We start from the raw sequence: 19,942 nt of genomic DNA on the forward strand, positions 1-19,942 counted from the left end.
GGTAAAGAAGTACAAATATAAGGGGTGATAAAATGGAGTACGAATACGATGATAGCGTACATTTACATCTTGATTATTTCGGGACAGAATGTGATATGGAATCGATTGCTTATAAGAGGAAGAATGAAGACGTATGGGATGTGTATTTTAATTTTGGAGTATACGGTATTCAGAAAGACGATGTAGAGTTAGGTAGGTTTATGGATGAATATGCCGGTTATTACGTTTTTTCTGTACATGCTCGCGACCTTAGTTGGGAATTTGGAAGTGCCCAGTTTGAAGAGTGGGTTTTGAAAAATCGGATAGTAGAAAAAACGCTACAAAAATAGGAGGAATTTTGTGATTGGATTTCTCATCTTATTATTTATTTTTGTGGCCGGATTTTTTATTATGCAAATGCTTATTTACCGATTTGTAAAGAAAAACATCCATAAATATACAAAAATAAAATGGTTTCATATGTGGCTACATATGAATATGAAAAAAGGCCCGAGATTAGATTTTTTTGATTTTGTAGTTACAGTACTCGTATGTATCGTATGGAAAATATGGCTGCTTCCTTTTATATAATACACATGCTAATCATCTTCTCTTTTATCATAAAATAACGAAAAGAACCTGTCTTGTGGCGGGTTCTTTTCGTTATAGTAATAGTTGTAAAAAACTTGCATTTATACATAAAACAGTGAGTGGTGTTGTGAAAGATATTTTGACAAATACAGAAACACATACATACGGAATTAAAGTGTAATTACAGAATAGACAAATTGGCCGTGTGTAAAGTGTGGGGAATAAGAAAGAGGTCGTCCAACGGTGGACGACCTCTTTCTTATTATGCTTGGTTAGTGCGGAAGAATGGCAGTTTCTGCACAATGTGAATTAATCCGTATGCAAGAATTAAGCACATAAGAGGATTAATGAAAAATCCATAGCGATTAATTGCTAAGAATAAGTTTGAGAAGATAATGTAAATAATAGAACTTGCTACTAGCATCATAACGCGTTTATGTTTAAATGAATTTAGCATGAAGCAGAAGCTGCTCAAGAATGTACCGATGATAAACACTCTATGACATAGTTGCATAAAGTTGTGAATACGGTATTGGTCTACAGCAGGAGCTGTTTTGAATAATTCAATTGTTTTACCGACAGTGAACCAAGAGAACCAATAAGTGAAGTCCGTCTTAAATCCGTTCTTGATTAATTCTTTTGCGTATGCACCTTTGTCATCTAAGCCTTTAGCTCTCATTTCATTTACTATATTTTCATATCCAATTTTATTAAATGGATCTGCACCGGCAATTAGTGGATCTGCACCTTGGGTTGAGAATAAAATAAATTGGTTGAGTGCTAAGTAGTTACGAACAACCCATGCGCCAATAATAAAGAAAGGTCCGATAAACCATAACAATCCGATTCGAATGGAGTCTTTAAATCCATATGTAAATAACACAACAAGAACAGGAATGAGCATCATTGGAGCTGGATTTGGACGGAACATAAGTAAAATTGAAACGACAATTCCAAACCATATATGGAATTTCACTTTATTGTATTTCCATGCGAGAACAAATACATATACACATAACGCCAATAAGAATATGGATGGAACTTCTGTTAGCAATGTACGGAAGTATGTATAGTTACTTGGATAAATAGCATATAAAATACTTGCAACAATTCCATAAATGTTTTTTTCGAACAATTCTTTTCCTATTAAGAATACTAATAGCACTGTGCAAAGGTTCATGATCATGTTAATAACAGTTGCTACGTAATAGTAAGGAATTGATGTAATATCAGAAATAATCATAGCGCCAGCTAATAGTAATGGCTGACCTGGTGTAATATATGCATTTTTTCCTGGAACTTCACTAGGTTCTAAATACACATAACCAAATACACCATGTTTTAATAGTTGTTCAGCTGTTAACGAATAGTTAAAGGCATCATTTGCACCATATGTTACTTTGACTAACTCTCCATCTAATCCTGGCTGTTTTACTAAACAAAAAACGTGCAACAGGAAAGAAAGCGCCAAAATTACATATACCGCTTTAGGCAAACTCTTAAACTTAGTAAGCAAAAATGAGCAACTCCTTTTTTATTAATTCTTTCGTATTTTTATGTGAAATCTTTAATAGTATTAAGGATTTCCAAAACATAGTTATTATATCATAAAGTGGAATGCTGAAATTAAGTTTTTCAAGAATGAGTAATTTGTATGCCACAATTTAACTGTTGATTAAGGGAATATTAAGACAATACATTTATGATAGAAACAAGTATGCAGACGAAATATGTAATATATGTTATTTTAATAGAAATAGTTCTTTCGATGCGGGGGAAATTAAGACATAGAAACGAGGGAATGAATTGAAGTATGGTTCTACACTTTTTCATCTTCCAAAAAGAAATATATTAATTTCTAGCATTATAAGTAGTATGGTGACTTTATTAGTAATAACTATGCTGTTTATGATTTTAAAGGTTTTCAATTTAGACATGATGAAAGATCATTTAAATCAAAAGCTTGTTTTAAGTGTTATGATGATTTTCGTATGGGGCATAACGTTTTATATTACGCATTTCAATAAAAAAGAGATGTCTATACTTAGAGCATCCCTACGAGTGCATTTTATATTATTTTTGCTAGCTCATACAGTAGCGTTATTTTATATTGTCATGCAAGTTAATATGAGTTTCATAGAGGCAATGAATTGGATTTACTTTTATAATATGCAGTTTATATTAAGTTTTGTAGTAATTTATGCAATATATATTCTTGTATATAATTTAATAGGTAAGGTTTTTCTAAGTATGGTTTTAACGAGCTGTACGTTAGTCATTTTATGTATTGTGAATTATTTGAAGCTTATTTTCAGAGGTGATCCGTTATATCCTTCTGATTTCACACAAATTACGCATATGCAATCTGTTATACCGATGGTGATGGACTATTTTAGTTGGAGTTATATTTTTGTCATTATCGTAAGTATCGTAGCTTGTATTGTAGCAGGGATATATATGAGAAGGTATATTCAAAATGTAAAGATTCATCTAGGAATAAGAGCCTTATTAGTAGTAGGGTCTATTTTTGTTCTATATGCGTATGGTAATTTTGCGAATACATTTATGAATAAAGTATTTCAAAAATCAGGTGTAGATTTTGTTTTGTGGAATCAAAATGAGAACTATGCTTCAAATGGTTTTGTACTTGGGTTTATTAGCAATTTAGATACAACAGTTATGGAAAAACCAAAAAATTATTCTAAAGAAAATATGCTTCAAATAGCAAACGATATAAACAAACAATATAGTGGAAATATAGGAAGCCAAAATAAAAAAGAGAAACCGAATATTATTTTTGTAATGAGTGAATCGTTTTGGGATCCGACGAAAGTAACTAACCTTTCTTTTAGTGAAGATCCTGTACCAAATTTACATCATTATATAGAAAACTTTCCTGGTGGACAAACTATTTCTCCTACATTTGGGGGGAATACGGCGAACGTTGAATTTGAGGCATTAACAAGTTATTCAATGAGTTTGTTAAAGCCAGGTTCTATACCATATCAGCAGGTTATTACAAATAAGAAAGAAATTCCATCAATTCCTACAGCGTTGAAAAAAGAAGGTTATTATACAAGTGCAATTCATTCATTTGGTCGCACATTCTTTAAACGTGATGATGTATATAAGGTGTTAGGGTTTGATAAGTTTAATGCAGAGGACACGATGGAAAATGTGGATATTGATGGAGATTATATTAGTGATTTAGCGATGAGTAAAGAGATAATTGCTGAGTTAGAGAAACAAAAACAACCTACATTTATTCATGCAGTTACGATGCAAAATCATTTTCCATTTACAGAGGGCCGATTTGGTGAAAACCTAATCGAAATTAGTGGTCTAGAAAATGAAGAATCAAAGGGAGAATTAGAGACGTATACAGAAGGATTAAGACGTTCAGATGAGGCTCTTCAATATTTAATAGAGCAACTAGATAATTTTGATAGACCTACATTATTAGTATTCTTTGGAGATCATCTTCCATCATTAGGAACAAATAAATCTTTTTATAAAGAAAATGGGTATATAACGAATGAAAAAACACCGAATGAACGTTTAGCGATGGCGCAAACACCGCTATTAATGTATGCAAACTTTGATATGCCAAATGATAATTTAGGTTTAGTAAGCCCAATTCATTTTTCTAATCTTATTTTTGATTATGCAGGATTAAATAAATCCTTATTTTATCAATTTTTATCGGAACTTTACAAGGAAATACCAGTGCTTAGAGATGAATTAAAAGTTGATAAAAATGGAGAAGTAATCAATGATTTAACAAAGAAACAAAAAGAAATGTTAGAGCAATATAAAATGCTTCAATATGATTTACTCGTTGGAAATCAATATAGTAAAGATATCCTCTTTAAATAAAAGAAACAAAAAGAACTTGTATAACGATACAAGTTCTTTTTTCATAGTATTTAACGGGGTAACCAGACAAGCTGGGTTTAGGGAGTATTACTTGTACATTTAGTATATATGAAAATGTAATCGTTTTATTTGTGTATTTGTGAGAAATATGTGAATTTTATGTTTTGTGAAAAATCGATTGTATTAACTTTCGTTCTTGTATTGCAGTTGTTATGCATGTAAAAATTTTATCAGTTCTTTATTTAATTCATCCGCTTGATCGATTGGTGAACCATGACCACTATTTGTAAGAGCATGTAACTGAGAATTTTTAATTCGTTGCTGCGTAAGCTCAGCACTTTTGTAAGGAATTAGTTGGTCGTGAACGCCGTGGAAGATTTTTGTTGGGACGTTAATTTTATTTAAATCTTTCGTTACATCTTCATTTGCAGCTGCTTGTAAAATTTTTATAAGGGCATAAGAAGCGGACTGCATACCGAGATAAGAAAACCATTCAAGGGTTGCAGCCCCTAAGTTTCTATTAAAAAAGGATAAAGATACATCATTTAAAAATTTTGGTAAATTAGCATACATTTGATTAATGAGAGCATCTGCTTGTTCTTTCGGTACACCGTAAGGGGACTCTTGATTTTTAACGAAAGAGGGGGAGACAGCGTCAATTAATGCGAGCTTAGAAATGCGGCGCCCATTATAGCGAGACATATAGCGAATAGAAAGAGCACCACCAACTGAGAAACCGACTAATGTAGCGTTCTCTACTTGAAGTGCTTCCAGAACAATTGCGATATCATCGGCTAATCGATCATACGTGTAACCAGTCCATGGCTTATCAGATTGCCCATTCCCTCGTATATCCATGGCGATACAGCGAAAGCCATGCTCTGGTAAAACATTGAGTTGATATTGATACATTTGATGATTTAAAGGCCATCCGTGAACGAAGAAAACAGTCTTACTACCTGGACCAGGATTAACGTCTTGCACAAAAATATGCACATCTTTCTCGACAGTAACAAACATAAATTTCCCCCTGTTTTATGAATATGCTCTATCCCAAAAGCGTTGTTTTGTCATTGCTTTAATAAATTCATTTGCTAGCCTCGTAGGGTCTTGTTCTATTAAAACACCAGGCTTTCCTTCGATATTTAAAGATTGAATAATAGAAGAGCCGTTTTGGAAGGAGCCAATCAGCTTAAAGTGATTATATGATTCTACGACAAATGAACTTGCTTTGTTAAGAAAATGATCATCCATCTCTCCGCCGATAAGAAGTAATCCATCATAAAGGAGTGGTGAGCCTGTTAAGAAAGTATCATTTACTTCCCACTGTCCATTTGGCGTTCCCTGCACTATGCCTAATCGTTCTGAAACGATCACTGGCAGTTCAAGAGTTTTCATCGTTTGAAATTTTAATACCTGTATTTGTTGTCATCTCCTTTCCTTCATTTTCACGCATGAAAGATTGGAGTTGTTCGGTCTTTTTATTTTTTTTGCCATCCATAAAAAACACCTCCCATAATATACGTATTATTGTTTATGTTTTTTATGCTTTTTATGCTTGTATATAGCATGAAGATATTGCATAGTTGGCATGATTTTCCTCAAATGTTCGATTTATCTTTGTTTGTCTATGAAAATCATTTATTATAATAAATGGTATTCTTCGAGATATTATTTTTAAGGGGTGTTGAAGTGAAAGAAAGTTTTCTATCATATAAAGAAGAAGAAAGAAATGCAAAAATCCTTTTATGGGTGTTATATGTCATTGTTATTGTATATCAAATTTTCTATGCAATCGTATTAGAAGATAAATCAATAATGGATAAGGGATACAACATAATATGGCAAGTTATTTGCGGAGTAGCAATACTGTGCGTGAATATATATTTAATGAAAAAAGAGAAGGCAAACCTTGTTAAATATGCATGGATATTTGCATACATAGGGATAGAACTCGCTAATATATTTTCGTATGTTTTTTATAATAAGGCGGCGTTTGATGCGACAAATATAATAGAAATTATTCTCATTTTCTTTGTACCTATATTTTTAAATAAAAAATTCTATGTGTTTTTACTTTCCTCTATTGTAGGAAAATATTTAATTTATTTATTTGTATTAGAGGAAGTAAAAGCATTTATGTTCCTTATTATGTATACACTTATGTTAATAGCTGCATATATCATTTTAAACCGATTTTTACAATATCTTTCAGCTGTAAAGGAAAGTATTGCGATTGCTAGTGAATCACAGAAATTAGCAGTAATCGGAAAAATGGCAGCGACGGTTGGACATGAAATTAAGAATCCACTCGCTTCATTAAAAGGATTTACGCAATTACAACGAGAGAAGCATGAAGAGGATCCTATTTATAAACGTATGATTTTTGAAATAGAAAATATGAATAATATGATAAGTGAGTTAATGGAAGTTGCTACATGCAAACCTTCTATTTATAAGAAACATGATGTAGGAAAAATTGTATTACAAGTAATAACAAGTCTTCGCGAAAAAATGAATGAATTAAACGTGCAGTTTATTTCGAATGTGGAAGAAAAAACAATAGAAGTTGAATGTGATGAACGAAAAATAAGAGGAGTCTTTTTATATACGATAAAAAATGCTTTAGAGGCAATGGAACAAGGTGGCATATTACATTTTCAATTAGAAGATAAAGGGAAAGCATATGTAATGATTAGCGTAATCGATAATGGTCATGGTATTAAGCAAGAAAACTTAACCCGTGTTACAGAGGCCTTTTATACAACGAAACAAGATAAAATTGGTCTGGGACTTACGGTAGCGAATCGAATTGTTGCCGAGCACCTTGGTGAGTTGCATATTTCAAGTGAAAAAGATACTGGAACGAGAATAGACATCATTCTCCCAAGGAAGTGTGGAAATACTGAAATCCAAGTGGAAGAAAAGCTAGGAGTTACCATATGAATAAAGGCTATATATTTAAAAATGAAGAAATAAAGGCGCTGAAAGCATTTTTAAGTTTATTTTTTATTATATTTTTTGTATATGATCTTGCCTATGAATTTATTGTACCGTTAATCGGTGGAGAGCAAGAAGGTGTAGGAGATTTTGATGATGGCTTAGGTTTATGGCTTTACTTTTTGATGGTGGTATTGTTTTGCATTGGAATATACTTTATGAAATGGAAGAATGCTTTTGCGGTAAAGTATATTATTCTAATTGGCTATAATGTATTAGATTGTATCCATAACATTATGATTTATTATGGTAGCGATGCAGAATTTGACGGTGGAAATATAGTAGAAGGATTTTTTATTTTGTTTGCACCAATCTTTGTGAATAAAAGATATTTCTGGTTAGTTCCAGCGATACTTATCGGAAAGTATGCTCTTACAGGAATTGTTATTCAATCTTCTCTCGTTTTAATCCCAATGGCATTATATAGCGTATTTACTATCATATGTTGGATTATATTTTTAAGGGTTCAGTCTTACGTTCGTACGCTTGAGATGATGGACAAAGAAATAAAACAGACAGAAAAACTAGCAGCTGTTGGAAAGATGGCAACGGTTATTGGTTATAAGATTAGAAGACCTTTAGCAAACTTAAAAAAACTTGTGAATAAACAAGCAGACAAGCATCCAGAGGATAAAATTTATAGTGATATTATGAAACAAGAAGTAGATCGGATTCATATAATTGCTACAGAACTTAGTGGATTTGAGAAATCTAAATCACTAGAATCAGAAACTCATAACATACAAGAAATTATCTCTTATGTTATTCGAGTTATGGAAAAGCCTGCTTTAAAACAAGGAGTCCACATACAGGGTATTTACAGTAAAGACTTACCATCAATTACATGTGATGAAAAACGATTAAAACAGGTCTTTTTTAATTTAATCAAAAATGCAATTGAAGCAATGTCAGTTGGCGGAACAATTACGATTAAAGTTACTGTAAAAGATGGAATCATCGTTCAAGTGAAAGATGAGGGATGCGGCATTCCGAAAGATAAAATTCCAAAGTTAAATGAAGCCTTTTATACAACGAAAGAAACAGGAACTGGTCTAGGTTTAGTAGTTACAGAAAAAATTATTAAAGACCACAACGGTAAAATGAGTTTTGAAAGTGAAGTTGGGGTTGGAACGACAGTTGAGGTTATGTTACCACTGCATTAACTACAAAAAACATCACTTATTTGGAAGTGATGTTTTTGTGTTCTTCTTAGGTAGGCGTTCTAAAAAAGAGGACGATAACGAAAAATAATATATTGATAGTGTAAAAAGAAAATAATGGATGTTTTACTATGAAAAATATATAATGGCTTTGTCTGTTATTTGTTGTAGTTCATTTATATTTCTATTTGTTGACCCGAATTTCGGGTCTTTTTTTATGAAATGAATTGCTATATATCGGTAATTAGAAAAATAGAATATACAGCACTTGCAGTAATTCCAGGGGTAATATAAAGGGATATAGCATCTCCTCTTGCAACTGGGTTTCCAGTTGTAATACTAGTCCAAGTTACAGCAGCGGGACCTACTGCCGGAGTAGGATTAAATACTTGAATTTGTCCTGCTCCGCTATCCGTTGGTTTAATGGAAAATACCATAGTTCCAGTGTTTCCGTTAGAACTGCTGTTGCGTCTGCCGTCGCAACTAAAGCAATTAAGTGTTACATATAAGTTCTCCTTTCTATATTTTGAAAATCTAGTTTTTAAAATATAACTAATATATATATTATGAATTCTATATTTTTGTATGGCAGATCGTATTTTGTGTCTAGATTTCAAAAATAGGGTGAGAGTGTATTGTATATCGAATTTTTTTCTATAAATACAGAATAATAAGTAGTTATAAAATATCTATTACTTATTTTGAAAATCTAGTATTTAATGAGACGAGAAAATCATCTGTTTTCTTAATAAAATCATCTGGTTGCACAGTAAATGTAGCAGATTGATAGTTTGGTAACCATTGTACGCCAATCGTTCGTACATCTGCCTGTTTTCCAGCAAGTATGTCAGCATCACTATCCCCAATAAAAATTGCTTCGTTTGCATTTACATTTAATGTATTTAATACAAAAAGAATACCTTCAGGGTCAGGTTTTGGCTTCATTACATCATCTCCAGCTACTATACAGTCGAAGAAAGAAACTAATCCTAATGCTTTTAGAGAAATGTCCAGGCTTCTTCTTGCTTTTCCAGTTACGATAGCTAACTGAAACCCTTGTTTTTTTAAATGTATTAAAAGGTCTACTATTTCATGATTTCGCTTTACGTAATCATGATGCTTTTCTTCATAACATTCATAGTATCTTTCAACTGCTACTTCTTTTTCTTCAAAAAGTAAGTTCTCATGAATAATACCAACTTCACTTGGACCAAACATAGAAAGAATCTCTGCTTCAGTAATTTCTTTATTATCAAATTGCCAAAAAACGTTTTGAAACGAGTAATAACATAAAGGTAAAGTATCAGCTAGTGTGCCATCAAAATCAAAAATAATTGTACGTAGCATTTTCTCACTTCCGTTTTAAGTCATTTTAAGGTTTATTTAAGTTAATTTGTTGTGATATACTTAAAATAACTTAAAAATACTTAAAAGTAAATAAAAATGGGTGAGAGTATGAATCAAGAGGAACGTTTAATAAAAATAATGGAGTATTTGAATGAACATAGGACGATGAGTTTGAAGATGATGTGTGAGCTATTTCAAGTTTCCAGAGATACAGCAAGAAGAGATATTGTAAAGTTAACAAATGAAACAACAATAATACGAACTCATGGTGGTGTAGCTTTATCATCTTTCCACCGTAAAATATCGGATTATGTAAATCGTGAGGAAAAAGAAATTGAATATAAGATATCTATTGGAAAGCAAGCTGCTTCTTTTGTAGGAGATAATGAAATTATTTATCTTGATGTTTCAACAACTGTTAACTGTATGGCTTCATTTTTGACAGCAAGTAACATAACGGTTGTTACAAATTCAATTGATACAGTAAATCATTTAATGGAGATGGAGAATGTAAATATTCATATTTTGGGTGGAGAATTAAATAAACACTCACGTTATATGGCGGGTTTTTCTGCAATGGAGAAACTAAAAGATTATCATTTTGATAAAGTTTTTATTGGATCACCCGGTCTTACAGAAGATGGTGTTTATTATGCGTATGAGGAAGATATTCATTTTAAGCGTCAAATTGTTAAACAAACGAATGGAGTGTTTTTACTTGCCGATGAGACAAAAATGAATCAACGTCAAAACTTTAAGGCGCTGTCATTAGAATCAATAGATACAATTATTACGAATGGTGTTATTCCCGGCAATTTAGAAAGAGTAGTGAAAGAATATGGAATTGAGCTAATCACTGGAGTGAAGTAAAGGGGGGACGTAAAAATGAAGGGAATTATATTTGATATTGACGGAACAATGTTAGATACGGAAAAAGCAGTTTTATATTCATTACAGAGAACGTTGCGAGATGAAGGGATGAATTATTCATTAGAAAAGCTACATTTTGCATTAGGTATTCCTGGTATGGCTGCGTTACAAGAAATTGGTGTGGAAAATATGAAAGCAGTTCATGAGAAATGGATACGTAATATGGCAGATTTTAAGAATGAAATTACAGTATTTAAAGGAATTGCGGAAGTGATTGAAATAGTATCTTCATATAAGATTCGAACAGGTATTGTTACTTCAAAAACACGCCAAGAGTTTATCAATGATTTCAAGCCATTTGGATTACATTCATATTTTGAACACTCTATTTGTGTAGAAGATACAATAAAACATAAACCACATCCAGAGCCACTTGTGACATGTCTAAAAAGATTGAATATAGATGCACAAGAAGCGATATACATAGGTGATTCAGTATATGACTTACAATGCGCAAAACAAGCGGGAGCAAAATTTGGTTTAGCCCTGTGGGGAGCGAAAACAAGGAAAGGCTTCGAGGAGGCTGATTATATTTTTCAAACGCCTCATGAAATTTTAAGTTTAGTAAAAAGAGATAGCTAAATTAGCTATCTCTTTAAAAATTTATAACCACCATTTTTCCTGCGGAAGCAAAATAACATCCACATCAAAATTCTCTTTAAACCAATCATACATCAATGTCTCTTTCACTAAGTATTCAGAGGCAGAGTGTGACACACCAATTAGAGACATATTCGTTTCTTTTACATAATCCATAATGAGCGAGTATTTATGTCTGCCGTAATCATTGTCGATATGGCAATGGATTTCTCCTGTAATATATGCTTCAGCACCTTTTTCTTCTGCTTCCTTCATTAAAGATACAACATCGCCACATCCAGCGATAATTGCGATTTTTTTGATGGAATCATGTCGTTTACCTTCGAAGTCTGTGTAAGGAATCTGGAAGAGTTGTTTTAGATGTTTTTGGAGTGCTTCTGTTGATGTTTCATCTATTTCACAAATAAGGCCAACTGGTTCTTGCTCTGGACCTCCATATGCAAAGTCGTCCACTACAGTAGCGTTTAATGCTTTTGCAATTGAAATACTCGTTCCATTTGTTTGATGAAAATCCATTGGTACGTGACATGTATATATAGAAAGTTGTTTTTCTTTTATTCCTTGCAAATATTTTTCAGGAATTGGTAAGAAACCGCGGCCTGATTTTCCAAGCGGATCACCGCACTCCATTACAAGGGGATGGTGCATAAAGAGTAAATCACCGGGTGTGGATTGTGAAATGAATGTTTCAAGAACGTCATCTGTAGGGAATACAGCTAAAAATACTTTGTTTACATTTTCAGATCCGTGCATCATAAGGCCGTTAAATAAATCTACAAAATTTGCTTCGAAAAATTGTTGCCAAGGAAATTTGATAGGATCATATACGGCTGGGATAAATCGACTAAAGGCACTATCTTTTCCGTATTTTTCGATTTGGAATAAGTGATCGAGTGATTGCTCTATTTTTTTTAAGGCTGGCATGTTTGATAATCCTCCTTAAGATGATTCTTGCTTTATGAGTTGTTTGTATTCTTCGTAGCAAAATAAGAAGCGGATAGGAAACAAATAAAACCTAGAATCCAGCTAATAGAAGGAGAATAGGGAAGTACATGCTGTAATAGCATTCCGCTAGAAATGAAGAAACTACTAAATACACCTAATAACATGGGATATCGTTGTAGTTTGAACACAGATAGTAAACATCCTTTCTCCTGCATGAACTACTCATAAAAGCTCGATTGCTGAAACTTTATCACATACATTGTATATTAGTCCTAATTTTCTGTATATAACTTTTAAGAAAAATGGTGATACAATATATGAATGATAAGAGAAGAGAGGGTGAAGATTAACATATGTACGTTACTGTAACAGAAGCAGCATATAAAAAGATTATGGATACGATTCCAAGTGAAGCGAAATATATAAAGTTATTTTATGATAATGAAGGTTGCGGTTGTGTTATGAGCGGAATCATCGATTTAGTAGCTGTAGCAGAGAAAGATGAGCGCGATGTGGATATTGAATCAAGCACAATGAATTTTATCGCTGATCGTACAAAGCTTGTATTTATGGATGATAAGTTAACGGTTGATTGGCATGAAGGTGGAGGAACTTTTCAGTTGAAGAGCCCAAGCCAGTTTTATAATCCAAATATGAAATTACACGTTCGAGTATAGTAAAGGTGAGTCCAAAATGTATTTTGGACTCACTTTTTTTATTTTATAAGTCGCTATTATTGTCGATAAGTCGATATATTGAAAAAATCGCTGATATAAATGGAGTTGCGCTGATATATTTGGGAAATCGCCGATATAAATGGAGTTGCGCCGATATATTCAGAAAATCGCCGATATAATTTCATTTACCAAAACGTTTCATATAATAAAAAGATTTTTTCACATAATGAAATGTACATGTGATTGAATTTTCTGTATAATCTTCTTTGCGGAGGGGATACGCATGAGAAGATGGGGAATTGAGTTATTAATTTTAAGTGTTGTTATTATTTGGGGGATTAACTATACAATTGCGAAGTATGGACTTTTAGAATTTACAGCAATTGAGTTTACTGCACTTCGTATGATGGCGGCGGCACCGCTTCTGTTACTCCTTACCTTTTGTATTGAAAAGTCGGTTTATATGGAGCGAACGGATATACCTAGATTAATTATCGTTAGCGTTGTAGGTATTGTACTGTATCAAACGTTATTTATGGAAACTGTCAAATATACATCCGCTACAAATGCTTCTTTACTCATTTCTATTTCACCTATTTTTACAACTGCATTTGCGATTTTTCTGAAACAAGAAAAGTTTTCTTCTCGAAAGTTAATCGGTTCTATGACTGCCTTTGTTGGTGCAGCCTTAGTTTTAGTAGCAGGACATTCACTTACTAGTTCTTTTTATGGCAATGGAATTGGACTTATTACATCAATATGCTGGGGGCTTTATCCTGTTTTAGCAGGACCATTAATTAAAAAATATTCAGCATTACGTGTTACTGCATGGTCTGCATTAGTGGGTGCGATTCCGCTATTATTGTTAAGTGGTCCACATGTATTTGTCATGCCATTTCACATTACTCACGGAATGACACTATTTGCTTTACTATATTCTATTTTCTTTGTAACAGTATTTGGTCTAGTAATGTGGTATGTTGGTGTTCAAAAAATTGGGGCGTCACATACGATGGTATATATGTATATAACGCCGCTTGTAGCTGTTTTATTTGCAGCTGTCTGGGCAAATGAATATGTATCGTTTCAACAAATCATCGGTGGAATTATCATTTTTGTCGGTCTATGGTTTGTGAAATCAGAAAAAGTAAAAGTTCATTCTATTGCAGGGGAACCTATATCAAAATAGGAAAACAGATCACCTATGATCTGCTTTCCTATTTTTTTATTTTTGGTAAGAAGATGAGAAATAAGATAGCAGTAATAAGTGGAATTAAGTTTAAAAATGGAATACGGAAGAGTGTAATAAGAATAATACCTGGAAGAAGAACACCGAGGACAGCGTAAAAAATGCTATGATTTTTCGTGTACCAATACAATGAAAGTCCAATAAGTGCAGGGATAATGAGGTGAATGAGAGCCATTAAAAAATAAATCATTAGACGCCCCCTTTATTTGTGTGCTTATTACATCATATCCGTATGTTCATAGATTGATATCATTTTTTTCATAAATGGACGAAAAAAGTTTGAAAAACCGTCACAAAATATGAGAATATGATGTTTGAAATCTTGTATAATATTATTTTCTAAAAACATTTAAACAACATAAACATACTGTTTATGTTGTTTTTAATTTGAATGAAATGAATGTAAGGAATATGAATTTGAAAGAAATTTTTTGTTGGATAGATAAGAACGAATGAAGAGAGGTACAGCATGATTAGTATGTCACTAAGATCATTTAAAATCCAATCGTATTATATACTAGGTATTTTGTTACTAGGTTGGATGTTAACACCGTTTTCAGCACACTTTTTAGGTGCTGGAATTGGGCTTATTGTAAGTATGTATTGCGTTTGGCTTTTAGGCAGAAGAATTGAGAAGCTTGGAGATAGTATTGTAAAGAAGACGAAAGCACCGACACTCGGTATGTTTAACCGTTTTGCAGCTGCCATTTTGGGTGCTATTATTATGTACGAAATTGAGCACCACATGGTTATGTGGGCGTTTGCAGTAGGGATTATGGGTGGGTATTTCTTAATCGTTGTGAATTTAGGTTACTATAGCATGAAAGATGAGAAAGAACTAACAAAGAGCTAAAAAGATAAAAGACTTCTTTTTAGATGGAATAGATGATCCAGTCACGGATAGAAGCGGTCAGGGCCTTTTTTAGCCCCATACGATGTGAAACCCGAGAGATGTAGTGAGTAGGGATATAATGTATATATTCGAAGCTGTAATTTTATAATCTAGGTCACAGATGAAGAGATTAGCGTTTCACTTTATATAAGATATAGAAAGAAGCTTACGTTTTCACGTAAGCTTCTTTTTTATGTAAGTGTGTGTAACCGTTAAGCCGCATTGGGTTTTGTCGGTGAGTACGCGAAACTTTACGGTTACACGACACTTATTCATATGAGTAAAGGGTTATTCCAACAGAAAGTTTTAATTTAAGCGATTGGACCGCCTAAGTTAATAATGTCTTCAGATACGCTGTCGAACTTTTTGAAGTTAGCTTTGAATTCATTTGCAAGTTCGATTGCTTTTGCTTTGTAAGCAGCTTTATCAGCCCAAGTTTGTTCAGGCATTAACACTTCGTCAGGTACACCTGGTACGTGAAGTGGAACTTCAAGACCGAAGATATCATGTTTAGCTGTTTCAGTTTTCGCAAGTTCACCGTTTAATGCAGCTTGAATCATTGCACGAGTGTAACCTAAGTTCATACGTTTACCAACGCCGTATTCGCCACCAGTCCAGCCAGTGTTTACTAAGAATACTTTCGCATCGTGTTTCTCGATTTTTTCACCAAGCATTTCAGCGTAGCGAGATGCATCAAGTGGTAAGAATGGTGAACCGAAGCAAGTTGAGAATGTAGCTTGCGGAGAAGTAACGCCGCGCTCTGTTCCTGCTAGTTTACTAGTGTAACCACTTAAGAAATGATACATAGCTTGCTCTTTTGATAACTTACTGATTGGAGGCAATACGCCAGATGCATCAGCAGTTAAGAAAATAATTGTATTTGGGTGTCCAGCAACACTTGGCAGTACGATATTGTCGATCGCATGCATAGGGTATGCAGCACGGGTATTTTCTGTTAAAGTAGTATCGTTGTAGTCGGCGATACGTGTTTGGTCATTAATGATAACGTTTTCTAAAACAGATCCAAATGTGATTGCATCGAAAATTTGTGGTTCTTTCTCGTGAGAAAGGTTTACACATTTCGCGTAGCAACCGCCTTCAATATTGAATACACCGTTATCAGACCAACCGTGCTCATCATCACCGATTAATTTACGGTTTGGATCAGCAGATAATGTTGTTTTACCTGTTCCAGATAAACCGAAGAATAGTGCTACGTCGCCTTCTTCACCTACGTTTGCAGAGCAATGCATAGAAAGAATATCTTGTTCAGGTAGTAAGAAGTTCATAATAGAGAAGATTGATTTTTTCATTTCTCCAGCGTATTCTGTACCACCAATTAGTACAATACGTTTTTCGAATGAAACCATAATGAATGCTTCAGAGTTTGTACCGTCAACAGCTGGATCAGCTTTGAAGTTCGGTGCAGAAACAATTGTGAACCCTGACTCATGAGTTGTTAATTCTTCTTCAGTTGGACGAATGAATAATTGATGTACAAATAAATTGTGCCATGCATATTCGTTAATAACTTGAATTGGTAGGCGGTAATTGCGGTCAGCGCCTGCAAATCCTTTGAAGACGAATAACTCTTCTTTTTCTTTTAAGTATTCTAAAACTTTAGTATATAATTTATTAAAATGTTCTTCAGAAATCGGTTGGTTTACAGCTCCCCAAGCAATTTTGTCAGCAACCGATGCTTCTTTCACAATAAATTTATCTTTAGGAGAACGTCCTGTATATTTTCCTGTTGAAGCAGAAACGGCACCAGTAGAAGTTAATTTCCCTTCATTTCGCATTAATACTTTTTCCACTAATTGCGGAACACTTAGTTGAATCTGTGCATTGCTTCCGTTCAATAATTCGTGTAAACCAATTTGGACATTCACAGTACTCATATTTATATACCATCCTTTTCATTTAATGAAATATTTCTCGTAATCCCCAACAAGAGTATAACACAATTATATAAATAATGTATACTATTTATTTCTTTTTGTTTGTGTGAATGCATTATTTCCCTATTAATATTTCATTTCAGGCGTATTGAGAAAAACTTTCAGGAAAATGTGAATATTAATTGACAAATGAATATCATTTCTTTAGTATAGGTTGGGACGGATACTCTCTTATCCCGAGCTGGCGGAGGGACAGGCCCGATGAAGCCCAGCAACCTCACTTGTATTGATAAATGCAGGTGAATAGGTGCTAAAACCTGTGCGAGGCTACAGGTCTCGAACGATAAGAGCGAAGGGCAAAAAGCAGTATGCAAGTAGCAAATTAAACCTTTCCTCTATGTAAAGTAGGAAAGGTTTTTCTGTATGCTTGTGTGGGAGAATAAATGTATGTCGCAGTTTGTGGCAAATTAAGGATGAGTTCCGTACAATATATACAATTACTGTAGGGAGGTTTACCACATGACAAAAAAACGTCATCTGTTCACATCTGAGTCTGTAACTGAAGGACATCCAGATAAAATTTGTGACCAAATTTCTGATTCAATTTTAGATGCGATCTTATCAAAAGACGCAAATGCACGTGTAGCTTGTGAAACAACTGTAACAACTGGTTTAGTATTGGTAGCGGGGGAAATTACGACTTCTACTTACGTAGATATTCCAAAAATCGTTCGTGAAACAATTCAAGGCATTGGTTACACACGCGCAAAATACGGATTCGATGCAGAAACTTGTGCAGTTTTAACATCTATCGATGAGCAATCTGCTGACATCGCTATGGGTGTTGACCAAGCGCTAGAAGCACGCGAAGGTCAAATGACTGACGCTGAGATTGAGGCAATTGGTGCAGGAGACCAAGGTTTAATGTTTGGTTTCGCATGTAATGAAACACAAGAGTTAATGCCACTTCCAATCTCGCTTGCTCACAAATTAGCTCGCCGTTTAACTGAAGTACGTAAAGATGATACATTATCATACTTACGTCCGGATGGAAAAACGCAAGTTACAGTTGAGTATGATGAAAATGGTAAACCAGTACGTGTTGATACTATCGTAATTTCTACACAACATCACCCAGATGTTACATGGGAAGAAATCGATCGCGACTTAAAAGAGCACGTAATTAAAGCTGTAGTACCAGCAGAATTAATGGATGGAGAAACAAAATTCTTCATTAATCCAACTGGCCGCTTCGTAATTGGTGGACCACAAGGTGATGCTGGTTTAACAGGACGTAAAATCATCGTTGATACTTACGGTGGATACGCTCGCCACGGTGGCGGTGCATTCTCTGGTAAAGATGCAACGAAAGTTGACCGTTCTGCAGCATATGCAGCTCGTTATGTTGCGAAAAACATCGTAGCAGCTGGTCTTGCTGAAAAAGCAGAAGTACAACTTGCATACGCAATCGGTGTAGCACAACCAGTATCAATTTCAGTTGATACATTCGGCACTGGTAAAGTATCTGAAGACGTATTAGTAGAACTAGTTCGTAACAACTTCGATCTTCGCCCAGCTGGTATTATTAAAATGCTAGACTTACGTCGCCCAATTTACAAACAAACAGCAGCTTACGGCCACTTCGGACGTACTGATGTAGATTTATCATGGGAACGTACAGACAAAGCTGCAGCTTTAAAAGAGCAAGCTGGTCTATAATATATGAAAAAAAGCTTTGCGCAGTGAGCGCAAAGCTTTTTTTATTTATAATTACGTTGGAATAAAGCGAAGAGTTCAATGTCATGCCAATTGCCATTGCGGAATATAGCTTCTTTACAAGTTCCTTCATGTTGAAAACCGAGTGATTTATATAATTTAATTGCTCTATCGTTAAAAGAAAATACTCGTAAAGAAAGGCGATGTAAATTTAATTCTAAAAATGCATAATCCAATAATAAGGTGAAAGCTTCCTTCCCATAACCTTGCCCCCAGTAATCCTTGTTACCAATATCAATAATACATTCAGCGTTTCGGTTATACGAATCAATATGAATTAAAGAAGTAATACCAATTGAAAGATGCGTAGATTTTTCTTCAATGATATAGCTCTTAGAGTCCGAAGAATGAATAAATTGCTGGCAAAGTTTTTCTGTGTCTTGAAGGGAATATTTATCAAGAGTGAGAGTAGTTGAACTCATAACGTCTATATCATTATGCCATTTATAATATGTTAGAATATCATCTTCGGAAAACTTTCGTAACTGGATACGGTTTGATTCAAACAATGTAAGTCCCCCTTTTGTATTTCCTTTTCACATGATTTAAAAAGGATTGGTTTCTTCTGGAACATATGTAATCAACCTTTCATTTGACGTGCTTTACCCGCGCAAAATGCACTGCTTAGTAAAAATAGTGTTGCGAATATAATACTTACTAATGTAGCGTATGGAATTGCTCCTTTTAGAGAAAAGCCGACAGTAATGGAAGCGATAAATAAGAGGATGAATGTTGTTGTTAATTTTTTGTATAGTTCCATAATAGGTAGACCTCCTTATTTAGAGATAGAACGTTTAGAAATAAAATCAACTATATAGGCAAGTACGAGAGGAATTAATGTGCTCGTTAAATAGTAACGAATACCACGATCAGGCATCAGCACATACAATTTTAAAAAGTTAATATTAAATCCGTAAGCGATGCATTGAAAAAGGGATAATATAATTAGGAATGGTATAATGAGTACGTATCGCTTCATATTTTGAATCATATAAAGCTCCTTTATATGGATAAATATACTT

The 19,942-nt window shown here is 33.9% G+C and carries 21 protein-coding genes, 3 pseudogenes and 1 riboswitch; of the genes and pseudogenes, 12 read left to right on the plus strand and 12 right to left on the minus strand.

The genetic code is table 11. The features are described 5' to 3' along the window. Window positions 1-32 precede the first annotated feature (32 nt). The 3 genes and pseudogenes from ACS2QP_RS14645 to ACS2QP_RS14655 all read left to right on the plus strand — a co-directional run. A complete protein-coding gene (locus ACS2QP_RS14645) occupies window positions 33-329 on the plus strand; it encodes a DUF3986 family protein (RefSeq protein WP_000455580.1) in 297 nt (98 codons plus the stop codon). 10 nt (window positions 330-339) lie between these two features. Then, window positions 340-570, plus strand: a complete 231-nt coding sequence (locus ACS2QP_RS14650) for a hypothetical protein (RefSeq protein WP_438882552.1) — start codon at window positions 340-342, stop codon at window positions 568-570. A gap of 109 nt (window positions 571-679) precedes the next feature. Further along, a pseudogene (locus ACS2QP_RS14655) lies at window positions 680-751 on the plus strand (DUF2196 domain-containing protein); the annotation flags it as partial. Between the two features lie 81 nt (window positions 752-832). Here the strand turns inward: ACS2QP_RS14655 and ACS2QP_RS14660 are convergent. Beyond that, window positions 833-2,086: a glycosyltransferase family 39 protein gene (locus ACS2QP_RS14660; protein WP_000956221.1), complete on the minus strand. Its 1,254-nt coding sequence runs from the start codon at window positions 2,084-2,086 to the stop codon at window positions 833-835. 290 nt (window positions 2,087-2,376) lie between these two features. On the opposite strand from ACS2QP_RS14660, the gene ACS2QP_RS14665 reads away from it, so the two are divergent. After that, complete coding sequence (locus ACS2QP_RS14665; protein WP_326303934.1) at window positions 2,377-4,446, plus strand: LTA synthase family protein; 2,070 nt, start codon at window positions 2,377-2,379, stop codon at window positions 4,444-4,446. Window positions 4,447-4,656: 210 nt separating this feature from the next. On the opposite strand, the gene ACS2QP_RS14670 is transcribed toward ACS2QP_RS14665, so the two are convergent. The 3 genes and pseudogenes from ACS2QP_RS14670 to ACS2QP_RS14680 all read right to left on the minus strand — a co-directional run bounded on the left by ACS2QP_RS14670 (window position 4,657) and on the right by ACS2QP_RS14680 (window position 5,947). Next, a complete protein-coding gene (locus tag ACS2QP_RS14670) occupies window positions 4,657-5,466 on the minus strand; it encodes an alpha/beta fold hydrolase (protein WP_000498278.1) in 810 nt (269 codons plus the stop codon). 15 nt (window positions 5,467-5,481) lie between these two features. Beyond that, window positions 5,482-5,826 (minus strand): annotated as a pseudogene (locus ACS2QP_RS14675) (catalase); the annotation flags it as partial. Between the two features lie 4 nt (window positions 5,827-5,830). After that, window positions 5,831-5,947, minus strand: a complete 117-nt coding sequence (locus ACS2QP_RS14680; RefSeq protein ID WP_002182974.1) for a hypothetical protein — start codon at window positions 5,945-5,947, stop codon at window positions 5,831-5,833. 191 nt (window positions 5,948-6,138) lie between these two features. Here ACS2QP_RS14680 and ACS2QP_RS14685 point away from each other — a divergent pair, with 191 nt between their 5' ends. Both ACS2QP_RS14685 and ACS2QP_RS14690 read left to right on the plus strand, forming a co-directional pair. Continuing rightward, a complete protein-coding gene (locus tag ACS2QP_RS14685) occupies window positions 6,139-7,392 on the plus strand; it encodes an ATP-binding protein (RefSeq protein WP_438882553.1) in 1,254 nt (417 codons plus the stop codon). Further along, a complete protein-coding gene (locus ACS2QP_RS14690) occupies window positions 7,389-8,609 on the plus strand; it encodes an ATP-binding protein (RefSeq protein WP_153581662.1) in 1,221 nt (406 codons plus the stop codon). The genes ACS2QP_RS14685 and ACS2QP_RS14690 overlap by 4 nt, the downstream gene beginning before the upstream one ends. 227 nt (window positions 8,610-8,836) lie before the next feature. Here the strand turns inward: ACS2QP_RS14690 and ACS2QP_RS14695 are convergent. Together ACS2QP_RS14695 and ACS2QP_RS14700 are read right to left on the minus strand one after the other, a co-directional pair. Next, a pseudogene (locus ACS2QP_RS14695) lies at window positions 8,837-9,052 on the minus strand (collagen-like protein); the annotation flags it as partial. A 250-nt stretch (window positions 9,053-9,302) separates the two neighbouring features. After that, window positions 9,303-9,953 carry an HAD family hydrolase gene (locus tag ACS2QP_RS14700; protein ID WP_438882554.1) on the minus strand — a complete coding sequence of 217 codons (651 nt, stop codon included), beginning with the start codon at window positions 9,951-9,953 and terminating at the stop codon, window positions 9,303-9,305. 108 nt (window positions 9,954-10,061) lie between these two features. On the opposite strand from ACS2QP_RS14700, the gene ACS2QP_RS14705 reads away from it, so the two are divergent. Both ACS2QP_RS14705 and ACS2QP_RS14710 read left to right on the plus strand, forming a co-directional pair. Further along, window positions 10,062-10,823 carry a DeoR/GlpR family DNA-binding transcription regulator gene (locus tag ACS2QP_RS14705; RefSeq protein ID WP_001070960.1) on the plus strand — a complete coding sequence of 254 codons (762 nt, stop codon included), beginning with the start codon at window positions 10,062-10,064 and terminating at the stop codon, window positions 10,821-10,823. A gap of 15 nt (window positions 10,824-10,838) precedes the next feature. Beyond that, complete coding sequence (locus ACS2QP_RS14710; protein WP_000676032.1) at window positions 10,839-11,465, plus strand: HAD family hydrolase; 627 nt, start codon at window positions 10,839-10,841, stop codon at window positions 11,463-11,465. Between the two features lie 21 nt (window positions 11,466-11,486). Here ACS2QP_RS14710 and ACS2QP_RS14715 read toward each other — a convergent pair whose 3' ends face one another. After that, the gene (locus tag ACS2QP_RS14715) at window positions 11,487-12,407 is read right to left on the minus strand and encodes a Nif3-like dinuclear metal center hexameric protein (RefSeq protein ID WP_438882555.1); all 921 of its coding nucleotides are present in this window, start codon (window positions 12,405-12,407) and stop codon (window positions 11,487-11,489) included. A 374-nt stretch (window positions 12,408-12,781) separates the two neighbouring features. Here ACS2QP_RS14715 and ACS2QP_RS14720 point away from each other — a divergent pair, with 374 nt between their 5' ends. Together ACS2QP_RS14720 and ACS2QP_RS14725 are read left to right on the plus strand one after the other, a co-directional pair. Further along, window positions 12,782-13,105, plus strand: coding sequence for an iron-sulfur cluster biosynthesis family protein (locus tag ACS2QP_RS14720; protein ID WP_000289570.1), 324 nt, complete (start codon window positions 12,782-12,784; stop codon window positions 13,103-13,105). Between the two features lie 283 nt (window positions 13,106-13,388). Further along, window positions 13,389-14,294: a DMT family transporter gene (locus ACS2QP_RS14725; RefSeq protein WP_001255411.1), complete on the plus strand. Its 906-nt coding sequence runs from the start codon at window positions 13,389-13,391 to the stop codon at window positions 14,292-14,294. Window positions 14,295-14,322: 28 nt separating this feature from the next. On the opposite strand, the gene ACS2QP_RS14730 is transcribed toward ACS2QP_RS14725, so the two are convergent. Further along, a complete protein-coding gene (locus tag ACS2QP_RS14730) occupies window positions 14,323-14,544 on the minus strand; it encodes a hypothetical protein (RefSeq protein WP_000639042.1) in 222 nt (73 codons plus the stop codon). A 279-nt stretch (window positions 14,545-14,823) separates the two neighbouring features. On the opposite strand from ACS2QP_RS14730, the gene ACS2QP_RS14735 reads away from it, so the two are divergent. Further along, the gene (locus tag ACS2QP_RS14735) at window positions 14,824-15,207 is read left to right on the plus strand and encodes an ATP synthase subunit I (RefSeq protein ID WP_000624926.1); all 384 of its coding nucleotides are present in this window, start codon (window positions 14,824-14,826) and stop codon (window positions 15,205-15,207) included. 350 nt (window positions 15,208-15,557) lie between these two features. Here the strand turns inward: ACS2QP_RS14735 and pckA are convergent, their stop codons facing one another. Continuing rightward, window positions 15,558-17,144, minus strand: a complete 1,587-nt coding sequence (gene pckA / locus ACS2QP_RS14740; protein WP_000108815.1) for a phosphoenolpyruvate carboxykinase (ATP) — start codon at window positions 17,142-17,144, stop codon at window positions 15,558-15,560. Between the two features lie 228 nt (window positions 17,145-17,372). After that, a riboswitch (SAM riboswitch) is annotated at window positions 17,373-17,494 on the plus strand. 169 nt (window positions 17,495-17,663) lie between these two features. Here pckA and metK point away from each other — a divergent pair. Next, window positions 17,664-18,863 carry a methionine adenosyltransferase gene (metK, locus tag ACS2QP_RS14745; protein ID WP_000163123.1) on the plus strand — a complete coding sequence of 400 codons (1,200 nt, stop codon included), beginning with the start codon at window positions 17,664-17,666 and terminating at the stop codon, window positions 18,861-18,863. 41 nt (window positions 18,864-18,904) lie between these two features. Here the strand turns inward: metK and ACS2QP_RS14750 are convergent, their stop codons facing one another. The 3 genes from ACS2QP_RS14750 to ACS2QP_RS14760 form a co-directional block, all read right to left on the minus strand. Next, complete coding sequence (locus ACS2QP_RS14750; protein ID WP_000464126.1) at window positions 18,905-19,429, minus strand: GNAT family N-acetyltransferase; 525 nt, start codon at window positions 19,427-19,429, stop codon at window positions 18,905-18,907. Window positions 19,430-19,500: 71 nt separating this feature from the next. Further along, entirely contained in the window at window positions 19,501-19,680 is a 180-nt protein-coding gene (locus ACS2QP_RS14755) for a hypothetical protein (RefSeq protein WP_000424797.1), read from the minus strand. A 15-nt stretch (window positions 19,681-19,695) separates the two neighbouring features. Further along, complete coding sequence (locus ACS2QP_RS14760) at window positions 19,696-19,911, minus strand: hypothetical protein (protein WP_080470823.1); 216 nt, start codon at window positions 19,909-19,911, stop codon at window positions 19,696-19,698. Window positions 19,912-19,942 lie beyond the last annotated feature (31 nt).

Origin of the sequence: Bacillus cereus group sp. Bce019, from assembly GCF_051781745.1 — a bacterium.
Classification (GTDB): domain Bacteria; phylum Bacillota; class Bacilli; order Bacillales; family Bacillaceae_G; genus Bacillus_A; species Bacillus_A cereus.

Excerpts from the sequence above, each read along its gene's own strand:
- ACS2QP_RS14645 (WP_000455580.1), top strand. The coding sequence starts at position 33 with ATGGAGTACGAATACGATGATAGCGTACATTTACATCTTGATTATTTC.
- ACS2QP_RS14670 (WP_000498278.1), bottom strand. The coding sequence starts at position 5,466 with ATGTTTGTTACTGTCGAGAAAGATGTGCATATTTTTGTGCAAGACGTT.
- ACS2QP_RS14680 (WP_002182974.1), bottom strand. The coding sequence starts at position 5,947 with ATGGATGGCAAAAAAAATAAAAAGACCGAACAACTCCAATCTTTCATG.
- ACS2QP_RS14690 (WP_153581662.1), top strand. The coding sequence starts at position 7,389 with ATGAATAAAGGCTATATATTTAAAAATGAAGAAATAAAGGCGCTGAAA.
- ACS2QP_RS14700 (WP_438882554.1), bottom strand. The coding sequence starts at position 9,953 with ATGCTACGTACAATTATTTTTGATTTTGATGGCACACTAGCTGATACT.
- ACS2QP_RS14705 (WP_001070960.1), top strand. The coding sequence starts at position 10,062 with ATGAATCAAGAGGAACGTTTAATAAAAATAATGGAGTATTTGAATGAA.
- ACS2QP_RS14710 (WP_000676032.1), top strand. The coding sequence starts at position 10,839 with ATGAAGGGAATTATATTTGATATTGACGGAACAATGTTAGATACGGAA.
- ACS2QP_RS14715 (WP_438882555.1), bottom strand. The coding sequence starts at position 12,407 with ATGCCAGCCTTAAAAAAAATAGAGCAATCACTCGATCACTTATTCCAA.
- ACS2QP_RS14720 (WP_000289570.1), top strand. The coding sequence starts at position 12,782 with ATGTACGTTACTGTAACAGAAGCAGCATATAAAAAGATTATGGATACG.
- ACS2QP_RS14725 (WP_001255411.1), top strand. The coding sequence starts at position 13,389 with ATGAGAAGATGGGGAATTGAGTTATTAATTTTAAGTGTTGTTATTATT.
- ACS2QP_RS14730 (WP_000639042.1), bottom strand. The coding sequence starts at position 14,544 with ATGATTTATTTTTTAATGGCTCTCATTCACCTCATTATCCCTGCACTT.
- ACS2QP_RS14735 (WP_000624926.1), top strand. The coding sequence starts at position 14,824 with ATGATTAGTATGTCACTAAGATCATTTAAAATCCAATCGTATTATATA.
- pckA (WP_000108815.1), bottom strand. The coding sequence starts at position 17,144 with ATGAGTACTGTGAATGTCCAAATTGGTTTACACGAATTATTGAACGGA.
- metK (WP_000163123.1), top strand. The coding sequence starts at position 17,664 with ATGACAAAAAAACGTCATCTGTTCACATCTGAGTCTGTAACTGAAGGA.
- ACS2QP_RS14755 (WP_000424797.1), bottom strand. The coding sequence starts at position 19,680 with ATGGAACTATACAAAAAATTAACAACAACATTCATCCTCTTATTTATC.
- ACS2QP_RS14760 (WP_080470823.1), bottom strand. The coding sequence starts at position 19,911 with ATGATTCAAAATATGAAGCGATACGTACTCATTATACCATTCCTAATT.